The following is a 25,390-nucleotide window of genomic DNA, read 5'->3' as shown; positions in this document are numbered from 1 at the left end:
CCAGGCGAGCACAATGCCTCAGTTCTTTATCGATCGCCCCGTCTTTGCGTGGGTGGTGGCCGCTTTCATCGTATTGTTCGGCGTCATCGCCATTCCCCAGCTGCCGGTGGCGCGCTTCCCCTCCATTGCCCCACCCAGCGTCAGCGTGTCGGCCAGCTATCCCGGCGCGCCAGCGCAAACCGTCAATGAAGGCGTGGTCATCCCGATCGAGCGCGAGCTGACGGGTGTGAAAAACCTGCTCTATTTCAGTTCCTCTGCCGACAGCACCGGCTCCGCCAGCATAAACCTGACCTTCGCGCCCGGCACCGATCCGGAACTGGCCATGGTTGACGTGCAGAACCGGCTCAAAGCTGTGGAGCCGCGGCTTCCGGCTCTGGTGCGCCAGGGCGGGCTCAGCGTTGAATCGGCGACGTCGGGCTTCCTGGCAATCGTGACGCTGACATCGGAAGGCAAGCGCTTCTCGGCGCTCGACCTCGAAGACTATCTCGCCAAATACATCGTGCCCGAGCTCAAGCGCATCAAAGGGGTAGGGCGCCTGCAATCGTTCGGCACCGAAAAGGCCATGCGCATCTGGGTGGACCCGCTCAAGCTCGAAATGCTCGGTCTCAGCTTTTCGGACGTGACCGCCGCAATCCAAGGACAGAATTTGCAGATTGCGCCGGGCCAGCTCGGGGCAGGGCCGACCGTGCCCGGCCAGGCGATCACCGTGCCGCTCAGCGTGCGCAGCGACCTCACCACCGCCGAAGATTTCGGCAAGCTGGTGATCAAGGGCGAGCGCAACGGCGCTACCGTATTGCTGAGCGATGTGGCGCGTGTGGAAATCGGTGCCCAGACCACCGGCTTCGCGATGCAACAGAACGGCAACCAGGCAACCGGGGCGGCCATCCAGCTTTCGCCCGGTGCCAATGCGGTCGCAACGGCCGATGCGGTCAAGGCGCGTCTGGCCGAACTCAAGCTGTCCATGCCGGAGGGCATGTCCTATGCGCTGCCGTTCGACACCTCCCCCTTTATCAAGGTGTCGATTGAAAAGGTGATCTACACGCTCCTGGAAGCCATGGCCCTGGTCTTTGCGGTGATGTTCGTGTTCCTGCAGAACGTGCGGTACACGATCATTCCGGCCATCGTCGCCCCAGTGGCATTGCTTGGCACATTCGCGGTGATGCTGCTGGCGGGTTATTCCATCAACGTGCTCACCATGTTCGGCATGGTGCTGGCGATCGGCATCATCGTCGATGACGCCATTGTGGTGGTCGAAAATGTCGAGCGCATCATGGCGAGCGAGGGTCTGTCGCCCAGGGATGCCACGCGCAAGGCGATGAAGGAAATCACCGGCGCAGTGATCGGCATCACTGCCGTGCTCGTGGCGGTGTTTATCCCCATGGGTCTGGCGAGCGGGTCGGTGGGCGCCATCTATCGCCAGTTCACCCTGTCGATGTCGGTATCCATCCTGTTCTCGGCCTTCCTCGCGCTCACCCTGACGCCGGCGCTTTGCGCCACTCTGCTCAAGCCGGTGGATCACCACAAGAAGAAGTGGTTGCCTTTCGCCCTGTTCGACAAGGGTGTCGAGCGGGTGACTCATGGTTACGGCAAGACCATTGCCGGGCTGTTGCGACGTGGCGGTCGCATGATGGCGCTTTATGGCGTGCTGGTGGTGGCGCTCGCCGTATGGTTCCCGCAGATCCCCTCGGCCTTCATGCCGGACGAGGATCAGGGCAACTACACCGTCTCGATCACGCTGCCAGCCGGCGCCACGCAGGAGCGGACCGCCAAGGTCACGGACCTGTTCAATAGCGAAGTCCTCAAGCGCGAAGCCACGCAAGACAATCTGTTGATCAACGGCTTCAGCTTCATGGGGACCGGCTCGAACGCCGCCATGGCGTTCGTCACACTCAAGGATTGGAAAGAGCGTGCGCACCTGCCGGCCAGTGGCGAGGTTGCGGCCATGACCACGACCATGGCCGATATCCCCGAGGGCTCAGTGATGGTGGCGCTGCCGGCGCCGGTCGAGGAACTCGGCGGTGGTTCAGGCTTCAGCTTCGTGCTGCAGGATCGCGGCGGCAAAGGCCTGGAGGCGCTGCTTGCGGCGCAGGAGAAGTTGCTCGCCGCCGCTGCCCAGTCGCCGCGACTGGCGAGCCTCTACCAGAACAGCCTGCCCAATGGGCCCAATGTCGAACTGGAGATCGATCGCAACAAGGCGCAGGCGCTGGGCGTGGCATTCCAGTCGATCAGCGACACGCTGTCGACAGCGATCACCTCGAGCTATGTCGGCGACTTCTCCAATGGCGGCAAGCTGCAGCAGGTGATCGTGCAGGCCGATGCCCGCTACCGCATGAATGTCGACGATGTCCTCAAGCTGTTCGTGCGGAACGACAAGGGCGGCATGGTGGCGCTCAGCGAAGTGGTCACGGCGAAATGGAACAGCGCTCCGGCGCAGATTTCCCGCCACAATGGCTATCTGGCGACATCGCTCCAGGGTGAGGGCAAGTCGGGGGTCTCCAATGGCCAGGCCATGGCCGAAGTCGAGCAATTGGTGACAGCGCTGCCGGAGGGCTTTGGCATCGAATGGACCGGGGAATCGCTGCAGGAGCGTCAGTCCGGCGCGCAGATGCCGATGCTTATCGCCATCTCGATGCTGGTGGTGTTTCTGGTTCTCGCCGCGCTCTATGAAAGCTGGACCGTGCCGCTTTCGGTCATGTTGATGGTGCCGCTCGGGGTCATTGGTTCGGTGGCGGCGGTGCAGATCGGTGGTCAGTCCAATGATGTGTTCTTCAAGGTCGGCCTGATCACCGTCATCGGCCTTTCGGCCAAGAACGCCATCCTCATCGTCGAATTCGCCAAGGCCAAGCTGCATGAAGGCTGGACGCTGCGCGACGCCATCGTCGAGGCCGGCCGATTGCGCATCCGCCCGATCGTCATGACGTCACTGGCATTCGCCCTTGGCGTCATGCCGCTGGTGCATGCCCATGGGGCCAGCGCGGAAACCCAGAAGGCGCTCGGCACCGGCGTGCTGGGCGGGGTGGTGGCGGCAACGATTTTCGCGCTGCTGTTCGTACCGGTCTTCTATTTCGTCGTCATGTCAATCTTCGGTCGCAAACCGGGTAGGGCCGTTGCGGCCGCACGTGACGCGGAAAGGCCAGACCATGCATGAAAATGATGACGACTTCGCAGCCTATGAGGCCTCGGCGCGCCAGCATACGCCGTGGCGGCGGGTATTCGGGCTGTTTCGTCCCCACCGCAGGGGGGTGCTGGTTGTCCTTGGTCTGATCGTGATCGCGGGGATTGCCGGAGCGACGACACCGTTCATGATGCGCGCCATTGTTGACGATGCCTTGCCTGCCAAGGATACCACTCTGCTCGTCTGGCTCTGCTGCGGGTTGCTGGGCGTCGCGGTGCTGGCGGCGGTCGCCAGCGTGCTGCAGGCCTATGTCTCGACCCATATTGGCCAGCAGATCATGCATGAGCTGCGGGTAAAGCTCTACGAGCACCTGCAGTCGCTCTCGCTGGCCTTTTTTGCCACCGCCCGCACGGGAGAGGTGCAATCGCGCATGTCGAGCGACATTACCGGGCTGCAATCGCTGTTCACCAACACCGCTACGGATGTTGCGCGCAATGTCAGCGTGGTGCTGACGACGATGGTGGCCATGATCCTGCTCGACTGGCGGCTGGCCCTGGCCTCGCTCGGCTTCATGCCGGTCCTGCTCTGGCTCAACAATCGCGTTGCGGGGCTGCGTGAACGCATCACCTTCCAGCAGCAGGAGCGCATTGCCGACATGTCGGCGACGGTCACCGAATCGCTGTCAGCCGGAGGGTTCATTCTCGCCCGCACTATGGGGCGGGCCCGCCATCTCAACCGCCTTTTCCGGCAGAAATCATCCGAGGTGGCGCACCTTGAACTGCGCTCGCATACGGCGGGCCAGTGGGAAATCGCCATCATCATGTTCGCGCTCGATATTTTGCCGGCGCTGACCTTTCTTGTCGGTGGCCTGATGCTGGCGCAGGGTCTGGGTGTCTCCATCGGCACGCTGGTGGCGCTGATCGCCTTGCAGGAACAATTGCTGTGGCCGCTGCTCGAGCTGTTTGAAGCGCGGGTGGAATTGCGTAAAGCCCGTGCCCTGTTGACGCGCGTCTTCGGCACTCTCGACACCAAGCCGACACTGGTCGAGCCGGCAAACCCAGTCAGCTTGAACACTGGTGAAATACGGGGCGAAATCTGCTTCGAAAATGTCTCGTTCGCCTATCCCGCGTCGGAGCGGCAGACGCTCGATCATATCTGGTTGCGCATTGCTGCGGGTACGCATACCGCAATTGTCGGCAGCACTGGATCGGGGAAGAGCACGCTCGGCTACCTCATTGCCCGGCTTTACGATCCGGATTCCGGCCGAGTGACACTGGATGGCATCGATCTCAGGGATATGAGCTTCGAGAGTCTGTCGCAGCTGCTGGGCGTCGTGACCCAGGATCCCTTCCTGCTCAACGCGAGCATCGAGGAGAACCTGCGCTTCGCCAAGCCGGAGGCAAGCCAGGCCGAACTGCGATCGGCGCTCGAGCTGGCGCAGCTGAGCGAAAAGGTGGCGAGCCTTCCCCAGGGTCTTAGGACCGAAGTGGGCGAGCGCGGCTATCAGTTTTCGGGTGGCGAACGCCAGAGATTGTCGCTGGCTCGCACGATCCTGCGTGATCCAACGATATTGCTACTCGACGAGGCGACCAGCGCGCTCGACCCGCAAACGGAAAATGCACTATCCGCCGCTCTTGCCGCGCGCCACAATCGCACTGTCGTTTCAATCGCGCATCGCCTGTCGACGGTGCGCCATGCCGACCAGATCGTGGTTTTGGAACAAGGACGTATCGTGGAAATGGGAAACCATGATCAGCTCATCGCCGCAAATGGCCGTTATCGCCAGCTGGCGTCCATTGGTTGAGCTCGTGTCGTTCGCAGACGAATGCCCGCCAATGATGGGGAAGGCCCCAATATCATGAACAACCAGCTCATCCTGATCATCGAGGACGATGTCGAAATCGTCCGCATCCTGCAGGCCTATTTCGAGCGCGATGGCTACCGCACTGTCACCGCGACCGATCCGCATATCGGCCTCGCCCACCACCAGCGCCTCAAACCCGATTTGGTGGTGCTGGACGTCAAGATGCCGAAGATGGACGGCTTTGAAACCCTTGCGGCCCTGCGCAGCACCGACGATACGCCGGTGCTCATGGTGACGGCTCTGGCCGAGGATCTGGACAAGTTGCAGGCCCTGCGGCTGGGCGCGGACGATTATGTGGTCAAGCCTTTCAATCCGCTCGAAGTGGTGGCGCGAGCTCGCGCCATTCTGCGGCGCACCGCCGGGGGGCGCTCCAGCGCGGTATTGCGGCTGGGTTCGCTCAGTATCGACAGCGACGCCATGACGGCACATGTGGGTCCGATCAGCCTGACGCTGACGCGCACGGAATACCGGCTGCTCGAGCATATGGCCCGTTCACCAAACCGGGTCTTCGAACGCAGCGAGTTGATCGACGCCTGCCTGCCGGAAGGCGAGGCAATGAACCGTACGGTCGACAGCCATATGAGTAATCTGCGCCGCAAGCTGTGCACGGCGGGAATGCCCGACCTGATCATCGGTGTCCGAGGTGTCGGCTATCGCCTGGATGCGCCGCATGGCTAAGCCCGTCAGCACTGCATTGCAGATCGGTCTTGTCGCCGTCGCCCTGGCAACCGCCGTGGCGCTGGTCGCCTATTTCAGCTTCCCTGCCTATTTCGAAATGGCGCAGATGCTGTTCCCGCAAGCCTCGGAAACCGATGCCCTCTGGTCCTGGCTCGATTGGGGCTACCTGCTGCTGACGCTGCTGATCGCCCTGCCACTTGGTGCAATCGGCGGTGCCTGGCTGTCACGGCGCATCGTCGTTCCCCTGCTGGAAGTCGCGCGTGCCATCCGCGCCGTTGCTGCAGGTGATCTCACCGCCCGCGCCAATCCGAGCATCCAGGGATTTGGCGAATCGGCTCGGCTCGTGGCCGACTTCAATGCGATGGCCGAGCGGCTCGAACGCGCCGAGGCGGAGCTTCGGTTTTCAAATTCGGCGGCCGCTCACGAATTGCGCACGCCGCTGACCATCCTCAAGGGTCGGCTGCAAGGGGTGGCTGACGGGGTGTTTGCACTCGACGATGATCTGATCGACCTGCTGATCGCTCAGGTCGATGGTATGACGCGCATTGTTGAGGATTTGCGCACATTGGGGCTGTTCAATGCCGGCTCGCTGGAGCTTTCGGTCACCAATGTCGATCTGGCACTGATTGCCCGTGACGTTACTGATCTTTCGGTAGAGGCGCTGCAGGCCAGGAGCATGACGCTGAGCCTTGATCTGCGGTCCAGCCCGGTGCTGGCGGATGCGGCCAGATTCCGCCAGGTCCTGCTTGCGCTGATAGACAATGCCATGCGCTACGCGCCGGGAACGCGTCTCACCATCGCCACGGGGCTCGAGCATGGCAACGCAGTTTTGACCATTACCGATAGCGGGCCGGGCCTCACCGATGCAGCGCTGCGTCAGGGCTTCGAACCGTTTTGGCGCGACGAGGAGTCGAGGGCCCGTGACAAGGGTGGGAGCGGACTGGGCCTGTCGGTCGTGCGGGCAATCGTGCATGCCCATGACGGCCAGGTCCGCCTCCATAATGCCCCTGGCGGCGGGGCCTCTGTCACCATCACGCTGCCCGCACGCATCCCCGACTAGGTGGATTTGAGCCTGGGCAGTTTGCCGTTGAGGATAGTGTGTGCGATCAGCCCGATGATCAGGCCCCAGAAGGCGCCGCCGATACCGAAGAGGGTAATATTGGCGGCGGAGGCGAGAAAGGTGATGAGCGCAGCCTCGCGTGACGCCGGATCGGCGACCGCATTGGCAAGGTTGTTGCCGATGGTGCCGAGCAGCGCCAGTCCGGCAAGGGTGGTGATGAAACTGGCGGGAAATGCCATGAACACGGCAGCCAGGGTCACCCCGAACACGCCGACGAGGCAATAAAAGCAACCTGCAGCAATGCCAGCGATCCAGCGTTTGGAAGGGTCTTCATGGGCCGCGCGACCGGTGGCGATCGCGGCGGTGATGGCGGCGATGTTGAAGGCGTGCGAGCCGAAGGGTGCCATGAGCAGCGAGCCCAGCCCGGTCACGGTGACGATGGGATCGGCGCTGGTCTTGAAGCCATCATTGCGCAGCACCAGCATGCCCGGCATGTATTGGCCGGTGAGCGTGATCAGAAACAGCGGCAGGGCGATGCTCAGCGTCGCATTGAGGCTGAAGGCGGGCAGGGTGAAGACTGGCATGGCCAGTTGCAATTGCAGGCCGGAAAGGTCGACGCGCCCCTGGGCCAGCAGGAAAGCGAGCCCGATCACCAGGATGCCGACCACTGCATAGCGCGCCGAAAATCGCTTCAGCACCAGGTAGGAGACGATGAGCAGCGTCACCAGTACGGGATCAAGGCTGGCGCCGGCAAAGGCGCCGATGCCGAATTGCAGCAGGATGCCGGCGAGCAATCCCGAGGCGATGCCGGGCGGGATGAGGCGGATAACCCGATCGAAATAGCTGGACAGCCCCAAGACCACAAAGGCGGCGGCCGAGAGCATGTAGGCGCCCACGGCCTCGGCATAGCTGGTGGTGGCGAGCGCAGTGACCAGAAATGCCGCTGCCGGAGTCGACCAGGCGGTGATGATCGGCTCGCGATAGCGCCAGCTGAGATAAAGCCCGGTGAGGCCGACGCCGATCGATACCGACCACACCCAGGACGCGGTGAGCGCGGGGCTGAGGCCGGCAACCCGCGCCGCCTGGAACACCAGAATGAAGGTGCCGCCATAATTGACGATCACCGAGATGAGCCCCGCGACTATGGGGTGGAGTAGGTCATGGGGGCCGATACGGGTCGGCCTGGCGGCGTGGGCGGTGGTCAAGGTAGGCTCCGGAACAAGGAGGTTGGCGAAGAGGGCTTGACCTCTAGCGCCCTATTGGACTGATAAGCCCCGCCACTTCATCGTTATGAGCCAGACCATTTGTTCAAGCATTCCCAACTTGCCTCGGTGCAGGCAGCGCTGCTTCATCCTGACCATGCGGGACTGCCGCTTTATGCGCGCATTCATAGGGCGATAAGGCAATTGGTGTTGGATGGAGCGCTTGGGGCAGGCAAGCCCTTGCCGGCATCGCGCGCCCTGGCCCGGTCGTTGGGCGTGTCGCGCGATACCGTTGAGGCTGCCTATGCCCAGCTTCATGCCGAAGGCTTCATCGAGCGGCGCGTGGGCAGCGGCAGTTCCGTTGCCGCCATTGACGACTTTTCCCGGCCGCGGCGGATCGGGCCAGTCGGCGGCACCGGACCGGCCCGGCTCAGCCGACGCGGTTCGGCGCTGTTCGAGAGTGGCGGGGTGCGGGAGACGCAGGCCCCTACTCCCTTTGCCCATGGCGTGCCCGATACCAGGCGCTTTCCGCTGGCGCTGTGGGAGCGATTGGAGCGGCAGGTGCTCAAGGAGAGCGGTAGCCGGGCGCTGCTGCATGGCGATCCGCAGGGGAGCGAGACACTGCGGCGTGCCATAGCCGATTATATCAATCTCGAGCGTGGCGCCCGGGCCAGTGCCGACAGGGTTCTGGTGCTCACCTCTTCGCAACAGGCGATGATGCTGTGCGCGCTGCTGCTGTTCGATCCTGGCGAGCGTCTCTTCATCGAGGACCCGGCCTATTACGGGGCCCGCAAGGCGTTCGCGGCGGCCGGGGTCGAGACGGTGCCGATAGCGGTGGACAGCCAGGGTATCGTCGTGGAGCCGATCCTTGCCGATCCCCAGGCAGCGCGTGCGGTTTTTCTCACGCCTTCGCATCAGTTCCCGACAGGGGCCACCCTCACGCTGGAGCGGCGGCTGGCCCTGATCGACTGGGCCGCACAGCACCAGGCCTGGATCATCGAGGACGACTATGACAGCGAGTTTCACTATGAGGGGCGGCCGACCGCCTGCGTCCAGGGTCTCGATCGGCAAGAGCGCACGCTCTATATCGGCACCTTCACCAAGTCGCTCTTTCCCGGCCTGCGCATCGGCTATGTGGTTTTGCCGCCGGCGCTGGTGCAGCCGATGACCAATGCCCGCAGCCTCATGGACGGCCACACCGCTGTAATTGCGCAATTGACGCTTGCGCGCTTCATGGAGGGCGGGCATTTCGGAGCGCATGTGCGGGCCATGCGCGGCGTCTATGCGCAGCGGCGCGATGTGCTGGTGGCGCTGGTGCGCCAGCATCTTGGCGCCTGGGTGGAGCCGCAGGTCCCCGCCGGGGGCCTGCAGCTGGCCTGCATGCTGAAACCGGGCATAGACGAGGAGATTGCCGTCGCAGCCGGGCGAAGAGCGGGTTTCCAGCTGCTGGGGCTTTCGGCGCTTTATGCCGGGGGCGAGGGGCGGGTGGGCTTCATGATGGGCTTTGCCGCCTATACGCCGCAGGAGCTCGAAACGGCGGTGTTGAGGCTGGCACAGACCTTTGCGGCTATGCGTCCGCGTTAATGTGTCGCGGCCAGCATGCAGAGCGCCAGGGCGGTGCGGCGCAAAAGGGTTTCGGCCAGATGCGGGCGGCGGCGCGAATCGGCGGTGGCCTGCAACAGTCGTTCCACGGCCGTGGCGAGGCTGGTATCGGTCCATAGACGCAATTGCTGTTCAAGCGCGCCGCTGCGGGAAAAATGCGGCTTGGGCTTCAACCCGTCCAAGACCGCGCGCGGCGCCTTGCCGGCGTCTACCTCGGTGCGCCAGCGCCGCAGATTGGCGAAGTGGTTGGAGAGCATGACCAGCAATTGCTGGGAATTGATATTGGCGGCGATGGCGCGATTGAGCGCCAGCTCCAGTTTTTCGGCATGGCCGCCGCCGGTGGCGTCGAGAATGGCGTCGATGGCCAGCGCGCCATTGTCGGCGCAGAGCAGCAGCACCTCCTCACGGGTCAGCGCCTTGCTCTTCGCGGCATAGAGGGTGAGTTTTTCGAGTTCGCGCCGCGTCACTTCGCGATCATTGCCGAGGATTTCGCGCAGGGTGGGGACCACATCGGTCTCGATGCGGATGCCGGCCTGATTGAAGGTCTCGCGCATCAGCGCCGTCAGCGTCTCGTCGCTGTCGGGATAGCAGGGCAGGGCGCGGCCGAGCTTGGCCGCTTCCACCAGCGCGCGAAGGGCGTCGCGTGGGGGGAGATTATCGGCTTCGAGCACAATGGCGGTGCCGCCGGGATCGTCGCGCAGCTGGGTCAGCGGCATGACCAGCGCCTTGGTGGCATTGCGCACACGGATGATGCGCTTGCCGCCGAACAGCGACACAGAGCGTGCTTCCAGCACCAATAGCGACGGGTCGGCAGCCAGTTCCGGCCCGTCGAAAATGGTGACATTGGCTGAGGCTGGGTCGTCGCCGCTCAGATGCCGGATCAGCCGCTGAGCGGTTTCGCGCACCAAGCCGCCGTCGGGCCCATAGGCGAGGAAAATCCCCTCGCCGAGATCGGGGCGCGCCAGAAAGCGCGCCACCTCATGAGCCTTGAGTGCGGTCATGCCCTAGACCACGATGTTGACGATGCGGTCCTGCACCACAACGATCTTTTTGGGCGTCTTGCCCTCGAGCGCCTTCTGCACGGCCTCTAGGGCGAGCACCAAGGCTTCCACCTCCCCGGCAGCCATGCCCTTGGCCACGGCGATTTCGGCGCGACGCTTGCCGTTGATCTGGACAGGCAGGACCACTTCGTCGTCGACCAGCATTGCCGGATCGACTTCGGGCCAGGCGGCGTCGGCGACAAGGCCGGACTTGCCCAGAATCTCCCAGCAGCTTTCCGCCAGATGCGGCATCATCGGGCTGATCAGCTGCACCAGGCGCTCGACGCCTTCACGCAAGGCGGCCTGGGCGGCCGGGCCGGTGGCGGTGTCGCGACCCTTGGCGAGGGCGTTGGTCAGCTCATAAATCTGCGCCACGGCGCGGTTGAAGCGCAGGCCCTCGATATCCTGGGCCACGCCGGCCACGGCGCGATGGGTACTGCGGCGCAGGGCCAGCGCGGACTTGTCATCATCCGCATTGGCAGCAGGCGCGGGCAGGTCGGCGAGGTCGTTGACCAGCCGCCAGACGCGCTGCTGGAAGCGGCCGGCGCCTTCGACGCCCGATTCGGTCCATTGCACGTCGCGTTCCGGCGGCGAGTCCGAGAGCATGAACCAGCGCGCGGTATCGGCGCCATAGGTGCCCACGATCTCGTCGGGATCGACGACGTTCTTCTTGGACTTGCTCATCTTTTCCACCGAGCCGATGCTGATCGGCGCGCCGGTTTCAGCATGACGGGCAGTGCGCTGATCGCCATTGGCTTCAATGACGATCTCGGTGGGCGGGACCCAGGCGCCTTCGGTGCTCTTATAGGTTTCGTGCGTCACCATGCCCTGGGTGAAGAGCCCCTTGAACGGCTCGTCGAGCCCGACATGGCCGGTGGCCTTCATCGCCCGGGTGAAGAAGCGCGAATAGAGCAGGTGCAGGATCGCGTGCTCGACGCCGCCGATATATTGGTCCACCGGCAGCCAGCGATTGGCGATGGCCGGAACGGTCGGGGTCGCGGCATCGGGGGCGGTGAAGCGGGCGAAATACCAGGAGGAGTCAACAAAAGTATCCATGGTGTCGGTTTCGCGCCGTGCGGGGCCGCCGCATTGCGGACAATCGACATGCTTCCAGGTCGGGTGATGGTCAAGCGCATTGCCCGGCTTGTCGAAGCTCACATCCTCGGGCAACACCACCGGCAGGTCCTTCTTGGGCACTGGCAGGGTGCCGCAGACCTCGCAATGGATGACCGGGATCGGGCAGCCCCAATAGCGCTGGCGGGAAATGCCCCAGTCGCGCAGGCGGTAGTTGACTTCCACCTTGCCCTGCACCTGGCCATCGACCTGGCGCGCGCCAAAGTACTCGGCGATGCGGGTCTTGGCGGCGTCGATGGAGAGGCCATCGAGGAAACCGGAATTGAAAATGTTGCCAGCGTCAACATAGGCTTCATCGCCGATGGTGAAGCTTGCGGGATCGGCATCTGTCGGCAGCACCACCGGCTTGACTGGCAGGCCGTATTTGCGGGCAAAGTCGAGATCGCGCTGGTCATGAGCCGGACAGCCGAACACGGCGCCGGTGCCATAATCCATCAGCACGAAATTGGCGACGTAGACGGGCAGGGTGGCGCCCTCGATCACCGGGTGTTTCACGTGAATCCCGGTAAAGACGCCCTTCTTCTCGGCCTTCTCCAGCGTTTCGGTGGCCGTGCCCTGGCGACGGAATTCGGCGACGAATTCGGCCAGTTCGGCATTGTGGGCCGCCAGCGCCGCGGTCAGCTTGTGGTCGGGGGAGAGGGCAAGGAAGGAGGCACCAAAAATGGTGTCGGGACGGGTGGTGAACACCTCGACCGAATTGGCATTGGTCTTGTTGTTGGGCTCGATCTCGAACAGCAGGCGCAGGCCCTCGGATTTGCCGATCCAGTTGCGCTGCATGATGCGCACCTTTTCGGGCCATTCGGTCAGGGTATCGAGCGCCTCGAGCAGATCCTCGGCGAAATCGGAGATCTTGAAGAACCACTGGGTCAGCTCGCGCTGCTCCACCACCGCGCCAGAGCGCCAGCCCTTGCCGTCGATAACCTGCTCATTGGCCAAGACGGTCATGTCGACCGGATCCCAATTGACCTTGGAACTCTTGCGGGTGACCAGTCCGGCTGCCAGCATGTCGAGGAACAGGGCCTGTTGATGCTGGTAATAGTCGGGCGAGCAGGTGGCGATTTCGCGCGTCCAGTCGATGGACAGGCCCATCGATTTCAGCTGCTTCTTCATCGCCTCGATATTGGAATAGGTCCAGGTGCCCGGATGGGTCTTGCGCTCGATGGCGGCATTTTCGGCCGGCAGGCCGAAGGCGTCCCAGCCCATGGGATGCAACACATTGCGGCCGCGGGCGCGATAATAACGGGCGACCACATCGCCCATGGCGTAGTTGCGCACATGGCCCATATGGATGCGGCCAGAGGGGTAGGGAAACATCTCGAGGACGTAGTAGGGCTCGCGCGGATCGTCATTGGCGGTGACGAAGGTCTTGGCGTCGTCCCAGACCTTCTGCCATTTCGGTTCGCTTTCGCGCGGATTGTAGCGTTCGCCGCTCACTTGTCTCGTCCTTACAAGATTGACGCAGGGCCAGCGCGCAAAAGGCGGCGCGGCTTGCGTTTATTGGGGATTTTGGCTACCGGACCATCATCAGAAAACCCCTACCAGGTCAACAGAGACGGGGCCGCGTTATGGCAGAGACTGCTGCTGGCGCCTCCCAGGCGCTCGACTACATCAAAGGCCGCATCGAAAAGGCACGGCGCCGCTTCGGCCCGCCGCCCGAATCGGTCGAACTGGTGGCCGTGTCCAAGACCTTTCCTGCCGATCAGGTGCGGCCGTTTCTTGTGGCCGGACAATTGGTCTTCGGCGAGAACAGGGTGCAGGAGGCCAAGGAAAAGTGGCCGGGGCTGCGGGCGGAGTTCCCCGGTCTTAGCCTGCACCTCATCGGCCCGCTGCAGACCAACAAGGTGCGCGAGGCGGTGGCGCTGTTCGATGTGATCGAAACGGTGGATCGTGACAAGCTCGCCAAGGCGCTGGGTGAGGAAATGGCGCGCACCGGCCGGCGGCTACCCTGTTTCGTCCAGGTGAATATCGGCGGCGAGGAACAGAAGGCCGGCATTGCCGTCAGCGAGACCGCGGATTTCGTGGGACGCTGTCGCAGTGACTACGGTCTGAATGTCGTGGGGCTGATGTGCATTCCGCCCGATGGACAGCCGCCCGGTCCCTATTTTGCCCATCTCGTGCAACTGGCCAGGGATTGCGCTGTCGAAAAACTCTCCATGGGCATGAGCGGGGATTTCGAAACGGCCATTGCCATGGGGGCCACCCATGTGCGCGTCGGTTCGGCGCTTTTCGGCCGCCGCTTCACGCCTGAGCCAGCGTAAAGCCCTCCGCCTTACTGTAGTAAATCACTGGTTGCCGAAGTCACGGCGCCTGGTCTTTGGATCGATCACGCCTTGACGCATTTGCAGCGTTCGGAAAGCAGCAAATGCAACTATTCCGGTTCTTGCCGCGTTGCTGGCAGTTGTAACACCGTTGTGATTGGCTGGCCAAAAACAGGTCGCAATGATGTGACCTTGGTCGGCGCTGACCGAAGAGACCGGAGACCTCAATGAACAAGCGACGCATCCTAGTCGTGGACGACGACGCGGATCTGCGCCAGACCCTGGTGGAGCAGCTTCAGGGCGAGCCTTCCTTTGACATCCTGCAGGCGGGCACCGCCAATGATGCGCTCAAGGTCTTGCGCGACACCAATATCGAGCTGACCATCCTCGATGTCGGCCTGCCTGATATGGATGGCCGCGAAGCGGTGAAGCTGATGCGTCAGGAGGGCTATAAGAGCCCGGTGCTGATGCTGACCGGTCACGACACCGAAGCCGACGAGATCAAGGGTCTCGAGGCTGGGGCCAATGATTACCTGACCAAACCGTTCCGTTATCCGGTCCTGCTCGCCCGCATCAATGCGGCGCTCCGCCAGCATGATCAGAGCGAGGATGCGGTCTTCACCATCGGTCAGTATCATTTCCAGCCCGCCGCCAAGGTGCTCGAGACCAATGACGGCATCAAGGTGCGCCTGACCGACAAGGAAACCTCGATCCTCAAATTCCTTTATCGCCAGGGTCCGAAGACCATCACGCGCGACGTGCTGCTCAAGGAGGTCTGGGGCTACAACAACCGCGTGACCACCCATACGCTGGAAACTCACATCTATCGGCTGCGCCAAAAGATCGAGCGCGACCCTTCCAATGCGCGCCTGCTCGTGACCGAGGATGGCGGCTATCGGCTTGTCCCCTGATTGGGTGGACAAGGGAGTTCAATCCCGTCGCGAACTCCCCTATAGGTTAACCAGATCTTCCGCCTGCCATCCTGGCAGGCGGTCTTGCATCCGGGTCTGGGGCACATGAGAATGGATGACGCGGCCGGGGTCTTGTCCCAGGCCGATTTCTTCGACATCTGCGACGACGAGCAGCGGCGCATGCTGGGTTTTGCCGGCGACCGCCAGCATTTCGACGCCGATGACGTCATCTATCGCGCCGGCGACGTGCCGCAGGGCGCCTATGTGCTGATGGATGGCACGGTCAAGGCGCGCCATGAGGGGGCCGAGGCCGGCAAGCCCTATGCCCTCAGCGAACCGGGCAGCGTCATCTCGCCCACCGCGCTTATCCTAGACAAGCCGCGCCCGGTCACCTTTACGGCCGTGACAGATTGCGAATTGCTGTTCGTGCCGCGCAGCGCTTTTCTCAAGCTATTACGGCAATATCCTGAATTGGCGCAGCGGGCCGCCCAGCGCATCGAGCAGGATCTGGGCCGCTACATGCACGCCCTCGAGCCGCTCCGGCGCAAGATGAAGGGCGCCTGAGAGGCGCCTGCTCCCCGTCGCTAAGGCTTCACGAAACGAGCGATCACTGGCACATGGTCTGAGGGCTTGTCGGTCCAGCCGCGGGCCGGTTTGATGATTTCGGCACCGATCGAGTGCGCCGCCACGTCGGCAGTGGACCAGATATGGTCGAGACGGCGGCCCTTATTGGCCAGCTCCCAATTGGCGCTGCGATAGCTCCACCAGGAATAAAGCTTCTGGTCGTAGGGAATGTGCTTGCGCACCAGATCCACCCAGCCGTGCCCGCCCGAGAGCAGGGCATCGAGACGCTCGGTTTCCTGGGGCGTGTGGCTGACGATCTTGAGCAACTGCTTGTGGCTCCAGACGTCGTTCTCATGCGGGGCGATGTTGAAGTCGCCGGCAATGAGATGGCCGCGCTGGAAAACCGGCTCGGAGAACCAGGTCTTGAGTTCGTCGAGGAAGCCCAGCTTGTGCTTGAACTTGGGGTTGATCTCGGGATCGGGCTCGTCGCCGCCGGCCGGAATGTAGAAGTTGTGAAGGGTAAAAGGCCCATGCCCCAGATCGACCAGCGCCGAGATGTGGCGCGATTCCGGGATGTCGAAGAAAACCCGGCTCGAAATGTCGATCAGCGGGAATTTCGAAACAATGGCGACGCCGTGATAGCCCTTCTGCCCATGCACGGCCATATGCGGATAGCCGGCCTCGATGAAGGCGTTGCGCGGAAACTGGTCATTGGTGCACTTGATCTCCTGCAGCATCAGCACGTCGGGCTGATATTGCGCGAGAAAATCCAGCACCATCGGCAGGCGCAGGCGAACCGAATTGATGTTCCAGGTGACGATGGACTGGGTCATGGCGGTTCCGGGTGAGTCGCGACGATGGGCGGCGTTGTTATCGCCAAGCCGGGCCCGGGGGTAAAGCCGGAAATGGCGTGCTGGTGACTGCTGCTGACGCCGACTGGCAGCATGGGTCACTGCTGGCGTCGACAAAACACATCGTCGCTGACGGTTTTGTCATCGCAAAGGGCCGCACGGTAAGGGGTTCTTGAGAGACGCCATGCCAGATTGAGGCTCCCGCGCAAGCGTCTGCGCGGCTTTTGAGGCTTATCGATGCGGCTCACCATACCGAGCGACCTGCGGGCATTGCTCCACACAGGCCTGTGGCGGTCGGTGGGGTCACTGGGCATCAAGGTGGCCACGGCCGGCCTCACCTATCTCACTTATGTGGTGCTCTCGCGCACGCAAACGGTCAGCGAATATGGTCATTTCGCCTTCGGCCTGGCGCTGGCGACTGTGCTCGCCATCCTGGCCGGGGCCGGTCAGCCGACCGCCATACTGCGGCTCTGGGCACAATATCGGGGGCAGGGCGATGAGCAGAAGGCCAGGGATGCCGTCGCCGCCGGCTCGGCCATTACCATTGGGGCAAGCCTAGTCGTCGCTGTGGTGCTGTGCATTCTCACCGTCATCAGCCTGCCATTCCTGCCGGCGCGCATGACGGTCAACCATTTCTATGCCGCTGCGATCATCCTCTTGCCGCTGGCGCTGGCTGAATACAATTCCTCGGTGCTACGCGCGCAGGGGTCGTTGTGGACGGCTTTGTTGCCGCGCGACATTCTCTGGCGTCTGGCGCTGCCCGGCGCTGTGCTTGTTCTTTTCTCCGTTGGCATTGTACTGAGCGGGCCTGACGCCCTGGCCCTGTCGGCCGCGCTGCTGCTCGGCGCGCTGGTGCTGCAGATGGCTGCGGCGCGGCGCCAGAATTACGCCATCATGCCGGCGATTGCCCCGGTGCGCCGCCATTGGCGCGAATGGGGCGGGCTCAGCCGCTGGCTTTTGCTGGGCGCGCTCATCGAAACCGCAACGCTCAATGCCGATGTGATCCTGGTGGGGCTGATGCTCGACCTCGAAAGCTCGGGGCTCTACTTCAACGCCTTCCGCACCGCCGGATTGATGACACTGTTTACATTCGCCATCGAGCTGGTCATCGCGCCGATGGTGGCCGAGCATTATCATGCCGGTTCAATGCGCAAGGCCCAGGCCATCACCGCACTGTGCTCCTGGGCGGGCTTTCTGTTTTCACTGGTCATCTTTGCGGGATTCGTGTTGTTCGGCGGGCCGATCCTGTCGATGTTCGGGCCTGATTATGCCGGTGGCGCGCTGGTGCTGGTGCTGTTGGCCACGGGTCTGTTGTTCGACGCCGCGACTGGTCCTTCGAAGATCGTCATGATGATGACGGGCCATGAGCGGGCTTATGTCGCCATTTTCGGCGCCATTATGGGGCTGGGTTTTCTGGTGCAAATCCTCGTTATCCCGATCTGGGGCGTCGTCGGTGCAGCGGCGGTCAATATGGGCGGGCGCATCCTCGCCCAGATCGCCATTGCCCTGTGGTGCCGCTACCGCATCGGGCTCGACACCAGCCTGCTGGGTATTTTCGCCCTGTCGCGGCTCAATGCCAGCCGACAGGCGTGAACCGTACCCAAGAGTACGGTTGTGCTTGACCGTTTTTCGGCTTGGGCTTAGAACCACTCCAAACTTTCATTCATGCCCCCTCGGAAGATCGACATGACCAAGGCCCGCACGCTCTATGACAAGATCTGGGACGACCATCTGGTCCAGAACAACGAGGACGGCACCAGCCTGATCTATATCGACCGGCACCTGGTGCACGAAGTCACCAGCCCGCAGGCCTTCGAGGGCCTGCGCCTTAATGGCCGCAAGGTGCGCCATCCCGAGCGCACGCTCGCCGTGGTCGACCACAATGTGCCCACCACCGATCGTTCCCTGCCCAATCCCGATCCGGAAAGCGCCATCCAGATCGAGACCCTGGCCGAGAATACGCGCGATTTCGGCATCGAATATTACGACCCCTTCGACAAGCGTCAGGGCATCGTGCACATTGTCGGCCCTGAACAAGGCTTTACCCTGCCGGGCATGACCATCGTCTGCGGCGACAGCCACACCTCGACCCATGGCGCGTTCGGCGCCCTGGCCCACGGCATCGGCACTTCGGAAGTGGAACACGTTCTGGCCACCCAGACGCTGATCCAGCAGAAGGCCAAGAACATGCTCGTGCGTGTGGATGGCCAGCTGCCCCCTGGCGTTACTGCCAAGGATATCATTCTCGCCATCATCGGCGAAATCGGCACGGCCGGCGGCAATGGCCACGTCATCGAGTTCGCCGGCGAGGCCATTCGCTCGCTGTCGATGGAAGGCCGCATGACGGTCTGCAACATGACCATCGAAGGCGGCGCGCGCGCCGGCTTGATTGCGCCCGACGAAAAGACCTTCGCCTATGTTAGGGATCGTCCGCGCGCGCCCAAGGGCGAAGCCTTCGACATGGCCGTCGACTACTGGAAGACGCTGTTCACCGACGAAGGCGCCCATTACGACAAGGTGGTGGTGCTCGACGCTGCCAAGCTGCCGCCCATCGTGTCCTGGGGCTCTTCGCCCGAGGACGTGATTTCGGTGCAGGGTGTTGTGCCCAATCCGGACGAAATCCAGGACGAGAACAAGCGCAGCTCCAAGTGGCGTGCCCTCGACTATATGGGGCTCAAGCCCGGCACCCCGATCACCGACATCAAGCTCGACAAGGTGTTCATCGGCTCCTGCACCAATGGCCGCATTGAAGATCTGCGCGCCGCTGCCGCCGTGATCGGCGACCGCAAGGTGGCATCGCACGTGTCGGCCATGGTCGTGCCCGGTTCCGGTCTCGTCAAGGAACAGGCCGAAGCCGAGGGTCTCGACGTGGTGTTCAAGACTGCCGGTTTCGAATGGCGCGAGCCCGGTTGCTCGATGTGCCTGGCCATGAACCCGGACAAGCTGAAGCCCGAGGAGCGTTGTGCCTCGACGTCCAACCGCAATTTCGAGGGACGCCAGGGCTTTAAGGGCCGCACGCACCTCGTTTCCCCCGCCATGGCCGCCGCAGCCGCCATTGCCGGCCACTTCGTCGATATTCGCGAGTGGCGCTAAAGGGTTTGGATTGGTCGGGGTTTCATGCCCCGACCCTCGATGACATCGAGGCTCTGGCCAGCGCGGCGCTTGCGGCCCTGCCAGAGCCTTTCAAGTCACTGAGTGCCGAAGTCACCTGCTCGGTGGCCGAATTTGCCGAGGACGATATCATCGCCCATTTCGGCATGGAGAGCCCGTTCGAATTGATGGGGCTGTTTACCGGCATCGGCATGACCCATGACGGCGCCGTGCCGCATACCGGTCAGTTTCCCAATACGGTGTTTCTCTATCGGCGGGCCATCCTCGACTATTGGGCCGAGCATGACGAGGATACGCTGGGCGACATCGTCACCCATGTTCTCATCCACGAACTCGGGCACCATTTCGGCTATTCCGATGAGGATATGGAAGCCATCGAGGCCCAGGCGGATCTGGAAGACGAGGGCTGACGGCTAGTTGTAGCGGTCGCTCCCTCGCCCGATCGCGTTTAGCGCTAGTCCCGTTCGACGAAATTATATTCGGCCTCATTGCCGCCGGACGGATCGTCCGAGACCATCAGCGCCAGCTTGCCGGCTTCAAGCGCGGCGAACCATTCTTCCCAGCTCACCAGTTGGAAACCGCCGACCCGGTCGGGGCCTTCGTTGGCATCGGCATTGAGAATGTCCTGGCCGAAGGAGAGTTGCAGCACCGTGCGGCTCTTGCTGCCGTCAGGAACATCCATCAGCACGGGATTGCCGCCGCGGGCGATCACCCATTGGCGGATGGCTTCGCGATCGGTGAGTATCTGGGACATCATGAACCTCCAGGTCGAGTGTCCTTGAGAAAGCACCATGGGCGTGCAAGGTTCCTTGATCTGGAACAAGGGGCTCCGCCATGTCCAATTGTCTGAAATCAGGCGCCGCATTGCTGCTGGCGGCAGTGCTGGCCCTGCAACCCCTTTCGGCACTGGCTTGCACCGTGCCGGATGGGGTGACGCTTTCCGAAAATGATCAGGAGCGGATGGTGGATTTCTTCCGCTCGCGCAGCCAGGGCCTGGCCGAAACGCTGATCGCACCGTCCTATAACGAGCGGGTCGATGTGCATGCGCTGTTTGCCCAGGGCGACGGCTATATCGACGCCATTGCCGATGGCGACTATCTCTGCCGCACCGTCAAGCTCGGCGGCGCCATTTCGCCGCTGGTGGTCTATCCCTATTTCGACTGCCGGATTTCCAAGGGCGGCACCCGTATCGACAAAATTACCGTATCGCAGCGCTTTTCCGGCAGGCTGCAATCGGCGGAAACAGCGGTGTTCTATTGGGGCGCGCTGTATTACGGGGATGAACAGCCCATTGCCTATGGCGCCGATGCCGATCGCGACCAGGTGGGCTGCATCTATCGCGTGCCCGACAAGACTGCGAAGCGTTATCGGCTGGAGCTGCCTTATCCGCGCTACGAATCCACGCATGACGTCATTGAACTGGTGCGCAAGGATTGACCCATTTGCGTGCGCGCGCCGGCCTGATATGAGCCAGATGGAAACGCGAAGGCAGGTCATGGCAGACAATTCCAACCGCATTCTTCTGGGCACGATCGGCGCTGCCCACGGTATCAAGGGCGAGGTACGCATCACCTCCCATACCCAGGATCCCGAGGCGATCGCCTCCTATGGTCCGCTCCACACCGATCGGGCCGGGCTCACCATCACCATTGAAACCGCTCGCCTCAACAAGACGGTGCTCATTGCCCGTCTCAAGGGGGTGCGCGACCGCAATGCGGCCGAACTGCTCAATGGTGTCGGGCTCTATATCGATCGCGACCGCCTGCCCGAGCATGAGGACGAGGACGATTTCTACCATGCCGACCTGATCGGGCTCGACGCACGGCTGGAGGAAACCGGGGTCAGCATCGGGGAAGTGGTGGCGCTGCCGAATTTTGGGGCCGGCGATCTCATTGAAGTGCGCGATCCGCGCTCGGGCGACACGTTCCTGTTCCCCTTCACCAAGGCGGTCGTCCCGACCATTCGCATCGCCGATGGCTATCTCACCATTGCGCCGCCGCTCGATGCCGATCCCGGCGAGGAAGAGCCCGATTGAGTTTTTCCGCCGAGATCATCACCCTGTTCCCCGAACTGTTTCCGGGGCCCTTGGGCGCTTCTGTGCTGGGCCGTGGCCTCAATGAGGGTCTGTGGTCGCTGCGCGCCACCCAATTGCGCGACTTTGCCGGGGACCGCCACCGCACTGTCGACGACACGCCCTCGGGCGGTGGCGCCGGAATGGTGCTGAAACCTGATATTCTGGCCAGGGCCATCGATACCGTTGCGCCCGTTGGTGATCTACGCCCGCGCATCCTGATGTCGCCGCGCGGCAAGCCGCTGACCCAGGCCCGCGCGCATGAGCTGGCCGTGGGTCCCGGTGCCGTCATCATTTGCGGCCGCTTCGAGGGCGTAGACCAGCGCGTCATCGATAACCGCCAGTTGGAGGAAATCTCCATTGGCGACTATGTGCTGGCCGGGGGAGAAGTGGCGGCCATGGTGCTGCTGGAGGCTGTGGTGCGGCTCATTCCCGGCGTGCTCGGTGCGCTCGACAGCCGCGACGAGGAGAGCTTTGAAAATGGCCTGCTCGAATATCCGCACTATACGCGGCCGCAGAGCTTTGAAGGGCAGGACATTCCGGCGGTATTGACCTCGGGAGACCATGGCAAGATCGCCAAGTGGCGGCACGAGCAGTCCCTGGCGCTGACCAAGGCGAGGCGGCCGGACCTGCTGAACCGAAGCGGGCGCTGACGCTTTGCTTGCGTCGTCATTGCCCGGCTTGACCGGGCAATCCATTTGCTCACTTGCCAAGGCCGAAGGTTGGCCACCGGGTCAAGACGGGTGGTGACGACACAATGGTCGGGCGGGGAAGCCCAAAAGCCCTAGACTCTGGGGCAGAAATCCCCTATGAGCCGCCCATCTCGTGTACCGGGCGTTTCGGAGCCGGTGCGCGACAAGACCAAGAAGACTGCCTTCCGTTACCAACCAAGACCGGGCGACGGGGTTTGAGAAAACCTCAAAAAAGTCGCTCCTATGAAAAGATCGAACGGATCGAAAATGAACATCATCGAACAGCTCAATGCCGAGCACGTTGCCGAGCTCGTCGCCAAGCGCGAACTTCCCGAATTTACCCATGGCGATACCGTCAAGGTCTGGGTCAAGATCCGCGAAGGCGACAAGGAACGTCTGCAGGCCTATGAAGGCGTCGTGATTGCCCGCTCCGGCGCCGGCATCATGGAAAGCTTCACCGTCCGCAAGATTTCTTATGGTGAAGGCGTGGAACGCGTGTTCCCCATTCACTCCCCCAACATCGCTTCGGTCGAAGTGATCAAGCGCGGTAAGGTGCGTCGCGCCAAGCTCTACTACCTGCGCGACCGTCGCGGTAAGTCGGCTCGTATTTTCGAATCGACCAATTCGCGCACCAAGAAGATCGAAGCCTCCGAGCGTGAAGCCGCACAGGCTGCCAAGGATGCCCGCGAAGCTGAAAAGATCGCTGCAGCCGAGGCCTTTGCCGCCGAGCAGGCCGCCAAGGACGCGGAAGCCGCAGCAGCAGCTGCCGCCGCTGCCGAAGCCGCCCCGGCCGAAGGCGACGCCAAGAGCGAATAAGCTCTGCGCGCCTCTATTCGAAAAGCCCGGCCATCGTGCCGGGCTTTTTGTTTGCCCTGATTCACGTGAAGCATTTGCCGCTGCACCGACATAGGCCGCGCAAAGAAAAAGGGCGAAACCCTGTGGTTCCGCCCTTCTTTCTCCAAGGCTTGAAGCCTCTTAGCCCTTTTGGGCCATTTCGATGGATTTGAGAATCACGGCGCGGGCATCGGCAAGATTGCCGATCCGGTCGATCTTGGCCCACTTGCCGGGCTCGAGATCCTTGTAATGGGTGAAGAAGTGCTTGACGCGCTCGAGCTGGATTTCGGGCAGGTCGGTGACGTCCTGGATGTTGTCATACATGCGCGTCAGCTTGCTGACGGGCACGGCGATAATTTTCTCGTCCTGGCCACCATCGTCTTCCATGAACAAGACGCCGACCGGGCGCGAGCGCACCACGGCACCGGGCACCAGCGGGCGGGAATTCATCACGATAACGTCGAGCGGATCGCCGTCGCCGCACAGGGTGTGCGGGACGAAGCCGTAATTGCCGGGATAGCGCATCGGCGTATAGAGGAAACGGTCGACGAACAGGGCGCCGCTATCCTTGTCGATCTCGTACTTGATCGGCTCGCCCCCCAAGGGGACCTCGATGATGACATTGAGGTCGTCGGGTGGGTTCTTGCCGGTGGGGATGGCGTCGATATTCATGTGTCTTGCTGCCGTAGGAGGAGGACGGAAATTCGCGGCTGGTTCTGCCCGAAATTCCGCCCCCAAGGCAAGCCGCAAATCCGCCGCACCGGTCCTGCGTGAGCCGATGGGTTATTTCACCACCAGAACCGGCACGTCAGAGCGGGCGAGGACTTCGGCGGCCTGGCTGCCCAGAATCAGCCGTCCCAGGCCACGCCGGCCATGCGATCCCATGATGATGGTGTCGACATTGCGGGCTTTTGCGGTGTCGATGATACCGTCGGCCGGGCGCTGGTGCGGTACGTGCACGGTTTCGGCCGGGATACCATGCTCGCCGGCCAGGGTCTTGGCTGCATCGAGCAGCTTTTTGGCTTCGGCTGTATAGGTCTCATCCAGTCGGGCAATGATGGGGGCGGCGTCGATGGCGCCGAACCCACCGGCACCGATGCTGGTGCCCACCGGATCGGTGGTGGTCAGGATGATGAGGCTCGAGCCGTGCAGCTTGGCGAGCTCGATGGCGGCATCAAGCGCCTTGGCCGCCAGTTCGGATCCGTCGGTGGCAATCAGCAGGGTCTTGAACATGGGTCCTCTCCTTGTTTTTTGCACATTAACCGGATCAAGTCGGTGACGAGTTGATCTGGATCATCGGGAGACATCCTATGGCAGCAGGCGCATTTGTCGATATTCGCGCGGTTCTGGGCGGCATTGCTCTTGTCGCCGGGGCCTTGTGCTTGGGCACGCCGGCGCTTGGGCAATCAGGCTTTACCAGCGCCTATACCGATCTCGACCTCGATCAGTGTCTTGTGCTCGAGGCCGACGATTTCGGCGCCAGTTGGGCCTGCCCGGGCTATAAGGGCTTTCCGTTGCGGGTGCAGGAAGGCGATCTGCGCTTTTCGCTGAATTATGGCTTCAATCCCGATGCCAATAGCGTGGGATTCCAGACGCTGCCGCCGTTCAACCATCTGGGCAACAAGCTCGAATGGCGGCTGTCCAATGCCTCGGGGCGCTGGATGCCCATAGCCACCATCGTGCGCTATTTCACCGCCGATGTGGAAACCGGCGAGGACAAGGGGCAGGTGCTGGTGGTCAGCCAGATCGCCGAGGGCAATTCCTGCCACATCGCTTATGTGGATGCGCTGGCCAACAAGAACGCCAATGACCTGGCGCGTCAGGCCGCCGACAAGGCCGGCAGCTTTGATTGCGACAATGAAGAACCCGAAGTGATCGGGGACTTTACCGCTTATTGATCGCTGGTTTCTGCCGCCGCCTTGCCGCGCATCTGGTTGCGCAGCACGGTGCGGTCGCGGCTGGAGACGCCGATCAGCTCGGCCACCCGCCAGACCATATTGTCCTCGAGCTCGTGGTTCTTGCTGTCGGCAAAGACCACGCTCCACATCATGCGGATGATCTCGACCCGGTCCTGCATCTCCAGCTGGGTCAACCCGCTGGTGAACTTATAGAAATCCACCGCTTCGGCGTCGCGGGCCGCGGCTTCCTTGATCAGCTGGTCGACGTTGGTCTCATCGAGATCATAGTGATCCATCAGCGCGCCACGGATGGCCTTGCGCTCCTCTTCCTTCATGCTGCCATCGACGCCGGCCAGATGCACCAGCAGGGCCGCCACGGCCAGGCGCGGATCGCTGGGGTCGAGCTGGGCTTCGGCCTTTCCGAACAGGCGCGTCAGGGCCTCGAACATAGGCGGGTCTCCATAGAAATCGGCACGAGAATCGGATGGGAAACGCCGGAGACCGG

Annotated in this window: 24 protein-coding genes; 16 read left to right on the top strand and 8 right to left on the bottom strand. The window is 62.7% G+C overall.

What is annotated here, in order from left to right:
- The first annotated feature begins 13 nt into the window (after positions 1-13).
- The 4 genes from BGO80_RS10095 to BGO80_RS10080 are packed head-to-tail and all read left to right on the top strand — an operon-like array spanning position 14 to position 6,717.
- Positions 14-3,148, top strand: coding sequence for a multidrug efflux RND transporter permease subunit (locus BGO80_RS10095; RefSeq protein ID WP_286721273.1), 3,135 nt, complete (start codon positions 14-16; stop codon positions 3,146-3,148).
- A complete protein-coding gene (locus tag BGO80_RS10090; protein WP_286721271.1) occupies positions 3,141-4,919 on the top strand; it encodes an ABC transporter ATP-binding protein in 1,779 nt (592 codons plus the stop codon). Before BGO80_RS10095 ends, BGO80_RS10090 begins: the two co-directional genes overlap by 8 nt.
- A gap of 54 nt (positions 4,920-4,973) precedes the next feature.
- Positions 4,974-5,657, top strand: coding sequence for a response regulator (locus tag BGO80_RS10085; RefSeq protein ID WP_286721270.1), 684 nt, complete (start codon positions 4,974-4,976; stop codon positions 5,655-5,657).
- Entirely contained in the window at positions 5,650-6,717 is a 1,068-nt protein-coding gene (locus BGO80_RS10080; RefSeq protein ID WP_286721268.1) for an ATP-binding protein, read from the top strand. The genes BGO80_RS10085 and BGO80_RS10080 overlap by 8 nt, the downstream gene beginning before the upstream one ends.
- On the opposite strand, the gene BGO80_RS10075 is transcribed toward BGO80_RS10080, so the two are convergent.
- Positions 6,714-7,922 carry a benzoate/H(+) symporter BenE family transporter gene (locus BGO80_RS10075; RefSeq protein ID WP_286721266.1) on the bottom strand — a complete coding sequence of 403 codons (1,209 nt, stop codon included), beginning with the start codon at positions 7,920-7,922 and terminating at the stop codon, positions 6,714-6,716. The two genes, BGO80_RS10080 and BGO80_RS10075, sit on opposite strands and share 4 nt — an antisense overlap.
- A 99-nt stretch (positions 7,923-8,021) precedes the next feature.
- Between BGO80_RS10075 and pdxR the strand changes: the two genes are divergently transcribed.
- Positions 8,022-9,503, top strand: a complete 1,482-nt coding sequence (pdxR, locus tag BGO80_RS10070; protein ID WP_286721264.1) for a MocR-like pyridoxine biosynthesis transcription factor PdxR — start codon at positions 8,022-8,024, stop codon at positions 9,501-9,503.
- Here the strand turns inward: pdxR and holA are convergent.
- Complete coding sequence (gene holA / locus BGO80_RS10065) at positions 9,500-10,522, bottom strand: DNA polymerase III subunit delta (protein WP_286721262.1); 1,023 nt, start codon at positions 10,520-10,522, stop codon at positions 9,500-9,502. The genes pdxR and holA overlap by 4 nt on opposite strands.
- Before the next feature lie 3 nt (positions 10,523-10,525).
- The gene (gene leuS / locus BGO80_RS10060) at positions 10,526-13,129 is read right to left on the bottom strand and encodes a leucine--tRNA ligase (RefSeq protein WP_286721259.1); all 2,604 of its coding nucleotides are present in this window, start codon (positions 13,127-13,129) and stop codon (positions 10,526-10,528) included.
- Between the two features lie 131 nt (positions 13,130-13,260).
- Here leuS and BGO80_RS10055 point away from each other — a divergent pair, with 131 nt between their 5' ends.
- From BGO80_RS10055 to BGO80_RS10045, 3 genes are all read left to right on the top strand, one after another.
- Positions 13,261-13,953, top strand: coding sequence for a YggS family pyridoxal phosphate-dependent enzyme (locus BGO80_RS10055; RefSeq protein ID WP_126150054.1), 693 nt, complete (start codon positions 13,261-13,263; stop codon positions 13,951-13,953).
- A gap of 227 nt (positions 13,954-14,180) precedes the next feature.
- Positions 14,181-14,864: a response regulator transcription factor gene (locus BGO80_RS10050; RefSeq protein WP_126150053.1), complete on the top strand. Its 684-nt coding sequence runs from the start codon at positions 14,181-14,183 to the stop codon at positions 14,862-14,864.
- 111 nt (positions 14,865-14,975) lie between these two features.
- A complete protein-coding gene (locus BGO80_RS10045; protein ID WP_286721257.1) occupies positions 14,976-15,428 on the top strand; it encodes a Crp/Fnr family transcriptional regulator in 453 nt (150 codons plus the stop codon).
- 20 nt (positions 15,429-15,448) lie between these two features.
- On the opposite strand, the gene BGO80_RS10040 is transcribed toward BGO80_RS10045, so the two are convergent.
- Positions 15,449-16,261 (bottom strand): exodeoxyribonuclease III, encoded by an 813-nt coding sequence (locus BGO80_RS10040; RefSeq protein ID WP_286721255.1) that lies wholly within the window; start codon positions 16,259-16,261, stop codon positions 15,449-15,451.
- A gap of 255 nt (positions 16,262-16,516) precedes the next feature.
- Between BGO80_RS10040 and BGO80_RS10035 the strand changes: the two genes are divergently transcribed.
- The 3 genes from BGO80_RS10035 (at position 16,517) to BGO80_RS10025 (ending at position 19,800) form a co-directional block, all read left to right on the top strand.
- Positions 16,517-17,872 carry a lipopolysaccharide biosynthesis protein gene (locus BGO80_RS10035; RefSeq protein ID WP_286721253.1) on the top strand — a complete coding sequence of 452 codons (1,356 nt, stop codon included), beginning with the start codon at positions 16,517-16,519 and terminating at the stop codon, positions 17,870-17,872.
- A gap of 93 nt (positions 17,873-17,965) precedes the next feature.
- On the top strand, positions 17,966-19,372 hold the full coding sequence (leuC, locus tag BGO80_RS10030; RefSeq protein WP_126150049.1) for a 3-isopropylmalate dehydratase large subunit: 1,407 nt from the start codon (positions 17,966-17,968) through the stop codon (positions 19,370-19,372).
- Positions 19,363-19,800 carry a metallopeptidase family protein gene (locus tag BGO80_RS10025; RefSeq protein WP_286721250.1) on the top strand — a complete coding sequence of 146 codons (438 nt, stop codon included), beginning with the start codon at positions 19,363-19,365 and terminating at the stop codon, positions 19,798-19,800. The genes leuC and BGO80_RS10025 overlap by 10 nt, the downstream gene beginning before the upstream one ends.
- Positions 19,801-19,844: 44 nt before the next feature.
- Here the strand turns inward: BGO80_RS10025 and BGO80_RS10020 are convergent, their stop codons facing one another.
- A complete protein-coding gene (locus BGO80_RS10020) occupies positions 19,845-20,144 on the bottom strand; it encodes a hypothetical protein (RefSeq protein WP_126150047.1) in 300 nt (99 codons plus the stop codon).
- Between the two features lie 80 nt (positions 20,145-20,224).
- On the opposite strand from BGO80_RS10020, the gene BGO80_RS10015 reads away from it, so the two are divergent.
- The 4 genes from BGO80_RS10015 to rplS all read left to right on the top strand — a co-directional run bounded on the left by BGO80_RS10015 (position 20,225) and on the right by rplS (position 22,969).
- A complete protein-coding gene (locus BGO80_RS10015; RefSeq protein WP_126150046.1) occupies positions 20,225-20,827 on the top strand; it encodes a DUF4893 domain-containing protein in 603 nt (200 codons plus the stop codon).
- 58 nt (positions 20,828-20,885) lie between these two features.
- The gene (gene rimM, locus BGO80_RS10010) at positions 20,886-21,425 is read left to right on the top strand and encodes a ribosome maturation factor RimM (protein ID WP_126150045.1); all 540 of its coding nucleotides are present in this window, start codon (positions 20,886-20,888) and stop codon (positions 21,423-21,425) included.
- The gene (gene trmD / locus BGO80_RS10005) at positions 21,422-22,114 is read left to right on the top strand and encodes a tRNA (guanosine(37)-N1)-methyltransferase TrmD (RefSeq protein WP_126150044.1); all 693 of its coding nucleotides are present in this window, start codon (positions 21,422-21,424) and stop codon (positions 22,112-22,114) included. Before rimM ends, trmD begins: the two co-directional genes overlap by 4 nt.
- A 306-nt stretch (positions 22,115-22,420) precedes the next feature.
- A complete protein-coding gene (gene rplS / locus BGO80_RS10000) occupies positions 22,421-22,969 on the top strand; it encodes a 50S ribosomal protein L19 (protein WP_164550317.1) in 549 nt (182 codons plus the stop codon).
- Between the two features lie 159 nt (positions 22,970-23,128).
- Here rplS and ppa read toward each other — a convergent pair whose 3' ends face one another.
- Entirely contained in the window at positions 23,129-23,659 is a 531-nt protein-coding gene (ppa, locus tag BGO80_RS09995) for an inorganic diphosphatase (RefSeq protein ID WP_126150043.1), read from the bottom strand.
- Positions 23,660-23,770: 111 nt separating this feature from the next.
- The gene (locus BGO80_RS09990) at positions 23,771-24,220 is read right to left on the bottom strand and encodes a universal stress protein (protein WP_286721246.1); all 450 of its coding nucleotides are present in this window, start codon (positions 24,218-24,220) and stop codon (positions 23,771-23,773) included.
- Positions 24,221-24,297: 77 nt separating this feature from the next.
- Here BGO80_RS09990 and BGO80_RS09985 point away from each other — a divergent pair, with 77 nt between their 5' ends.
- Positions 24,298-24,885: a hypothetical protein gene (locus BGO80_RS09985; RefSeq protein ID WP_286721245.1), complete on the top strand. Its 588-nt coding sequence runs from the start codon at positions 24,298-24,300 to the stop codon at positions 24,883-24,885.
- Here the strand turns inward: BGO80_RS09985 and BGO80_RS09980 are convergent.
- Positions 24,879-25,334: a tellurite resistance TerB family protein gene (locus BGO80_RS09980; RefSeq protein WP_286721244.1), complete on the bottom strand. Its 456-nt coding sequence runs from the start codon at positions 25,332-25,334 to the stop codon at positions 24,879-24,881. The two genes, BGO80_RS09985 and BGO80_RS09980, sit on opposite strands and share 7 nt — an antisense overlap.
- Between the last annotated feature and the right edge of the window lie 56 nt (positions 25,335-25,390).

This window comes from Devosia sp. 63-57 (assembly GCF_001899045.1).
In the GTDB taxonomy this organism is placed as follows: domain Bacteria; phylum Pseudomonadota; class Alphaproteobacteria; order Rhizobiales; family Devosiaceae; genus Devosia; species Devosia equisanguinis.
Note: the sequence above shows the minus strand (reverse complement) of the source record. Positions and strands in the feature narration are given on the sequence as shown.

Coding starts and splice junctions, on each gene's coding strand:
- BGO80_RS09985 (WP_286721245.1), top strand. CDS start 24,298: ATGGCAGCAGGCGCATTTGTCGATATTCGCGCGGTTCTGGGCGGCATT.
- BGO80_RS10080 (WP_286721268.1), top strand. CDS start 5,650: ATGGCTAAGCCCGTCAGCACTGCATTGCAGATCGGTCTTGTCGCCGTC.
- leuC (WP_126150049.1), top strand. CDS start 17,966: ATGACCAAGGCCCGCACGCTCTATGACAAGATCTGGGACGACCATCTG.
- BGO80_RS10045 (WP_286721257.1), top strand. CDS start 14,976: ATGGATGACGCGGCCGGGGTCTTGTCCCAGGCCGATTTCTTCGACATC.
- BGO80_RS10090 (WP_286721271.1), top strand. CDS start 3,141: ATGCATGAAAATGATGACGACTTCGCAGCCTATGAGGCCTCGGCGCGC.
- ppa (WP_126150043.1), bottom strand. CDS start 23,659: ATGAATATCGACGCCATCCCCACCGGCAAGAACCCACCCGACGACCTC.
- BGO80_RS10095 (WP_286721273.1), top strand. CDS start 14: ATGCCTCAGTTCTTTATCGATCGCCCCGTCTTTGCGTGGGTGGTGGCC.
- holA (WP_286721262.1), bottom strand. CDS start 10,522: ATGACCGCACTCAAGGCTCATGAGGTGGCGCGCTTTCTGGCGCGCCCC.
- BGO80_RS09980 (WP_286721244.1), bottom strand. CDS start 25,334: ATGTTCGAGGCCCTGACGCGCCTGTTCGGAAAGGCCGAAGCCCAGCTC.
- BGO80_RS10055 (WP_126150054.1), top strand. CDS start 13,261: ATGGCAGAGACTGCTGCTGGCGCCTCCCAGGCGCTCGACTACATCAAA.
- BGO80_RS10040 (WP_286721255.1), bottom strand. CDS start 16,261: ATGACCCAGTCCATCGTCACCTGGAACATCAATTCGGTTCGCCTGCGC.
- BGO80_RS10035 (WP_286721253.1), top strand. CDS start 16,517: ATGCGGCTCACCATACCGAGCGACCTGCGGGCATTGCTCCACACAGGC.
- rplS (WP_164550317.1), top strand. CDS start 22,421: ATGAACATCATCGAACAGCTCAATGCCGAGCACGTTGCCGAGCTCGTC.
- BGO80_RS10015 (WP_126150046.1), top strand. CDS start 20,225: ATGTCCAATTGTCTGAAATCAGGCGCCGCATTGCTGCTGGCGGCAGTG.
- BGO80_RS10020 (WP_126150047.1), bottom strand. CDS start 20,144: ATGTCCCAGATACTCACCGATCGCGAAGCCATCCGCCAATGGGTGATC.
- BGO80_RS10050 (WP_126150053.1), top strand. CDS start 14,181: ATGAACAAGCGACGCATCCTAGTCGTGGACGACGACGCGGATCTGCGC.
- BGO80_RS09990 (WP_286721246.1), bottom strand. CDS start 24,220: ATGTTCAAGACCCTGCTGATTGCCACCGACGGATCCGAACTGGCGGCC.
- rimM (WP_126150045.1), top strand. CDS start 20,886: ATGGCAGACAATTCCAACCGCATTCTTCTGGGCACGATCGGCGCTGCC.
- BGO80_RS10085 (WP_286721270.1), top strand. CDS start 4,974: ATGAACAACCAGCTCATCCTGATCATCGAGGACGATGTCGAAATCGTC.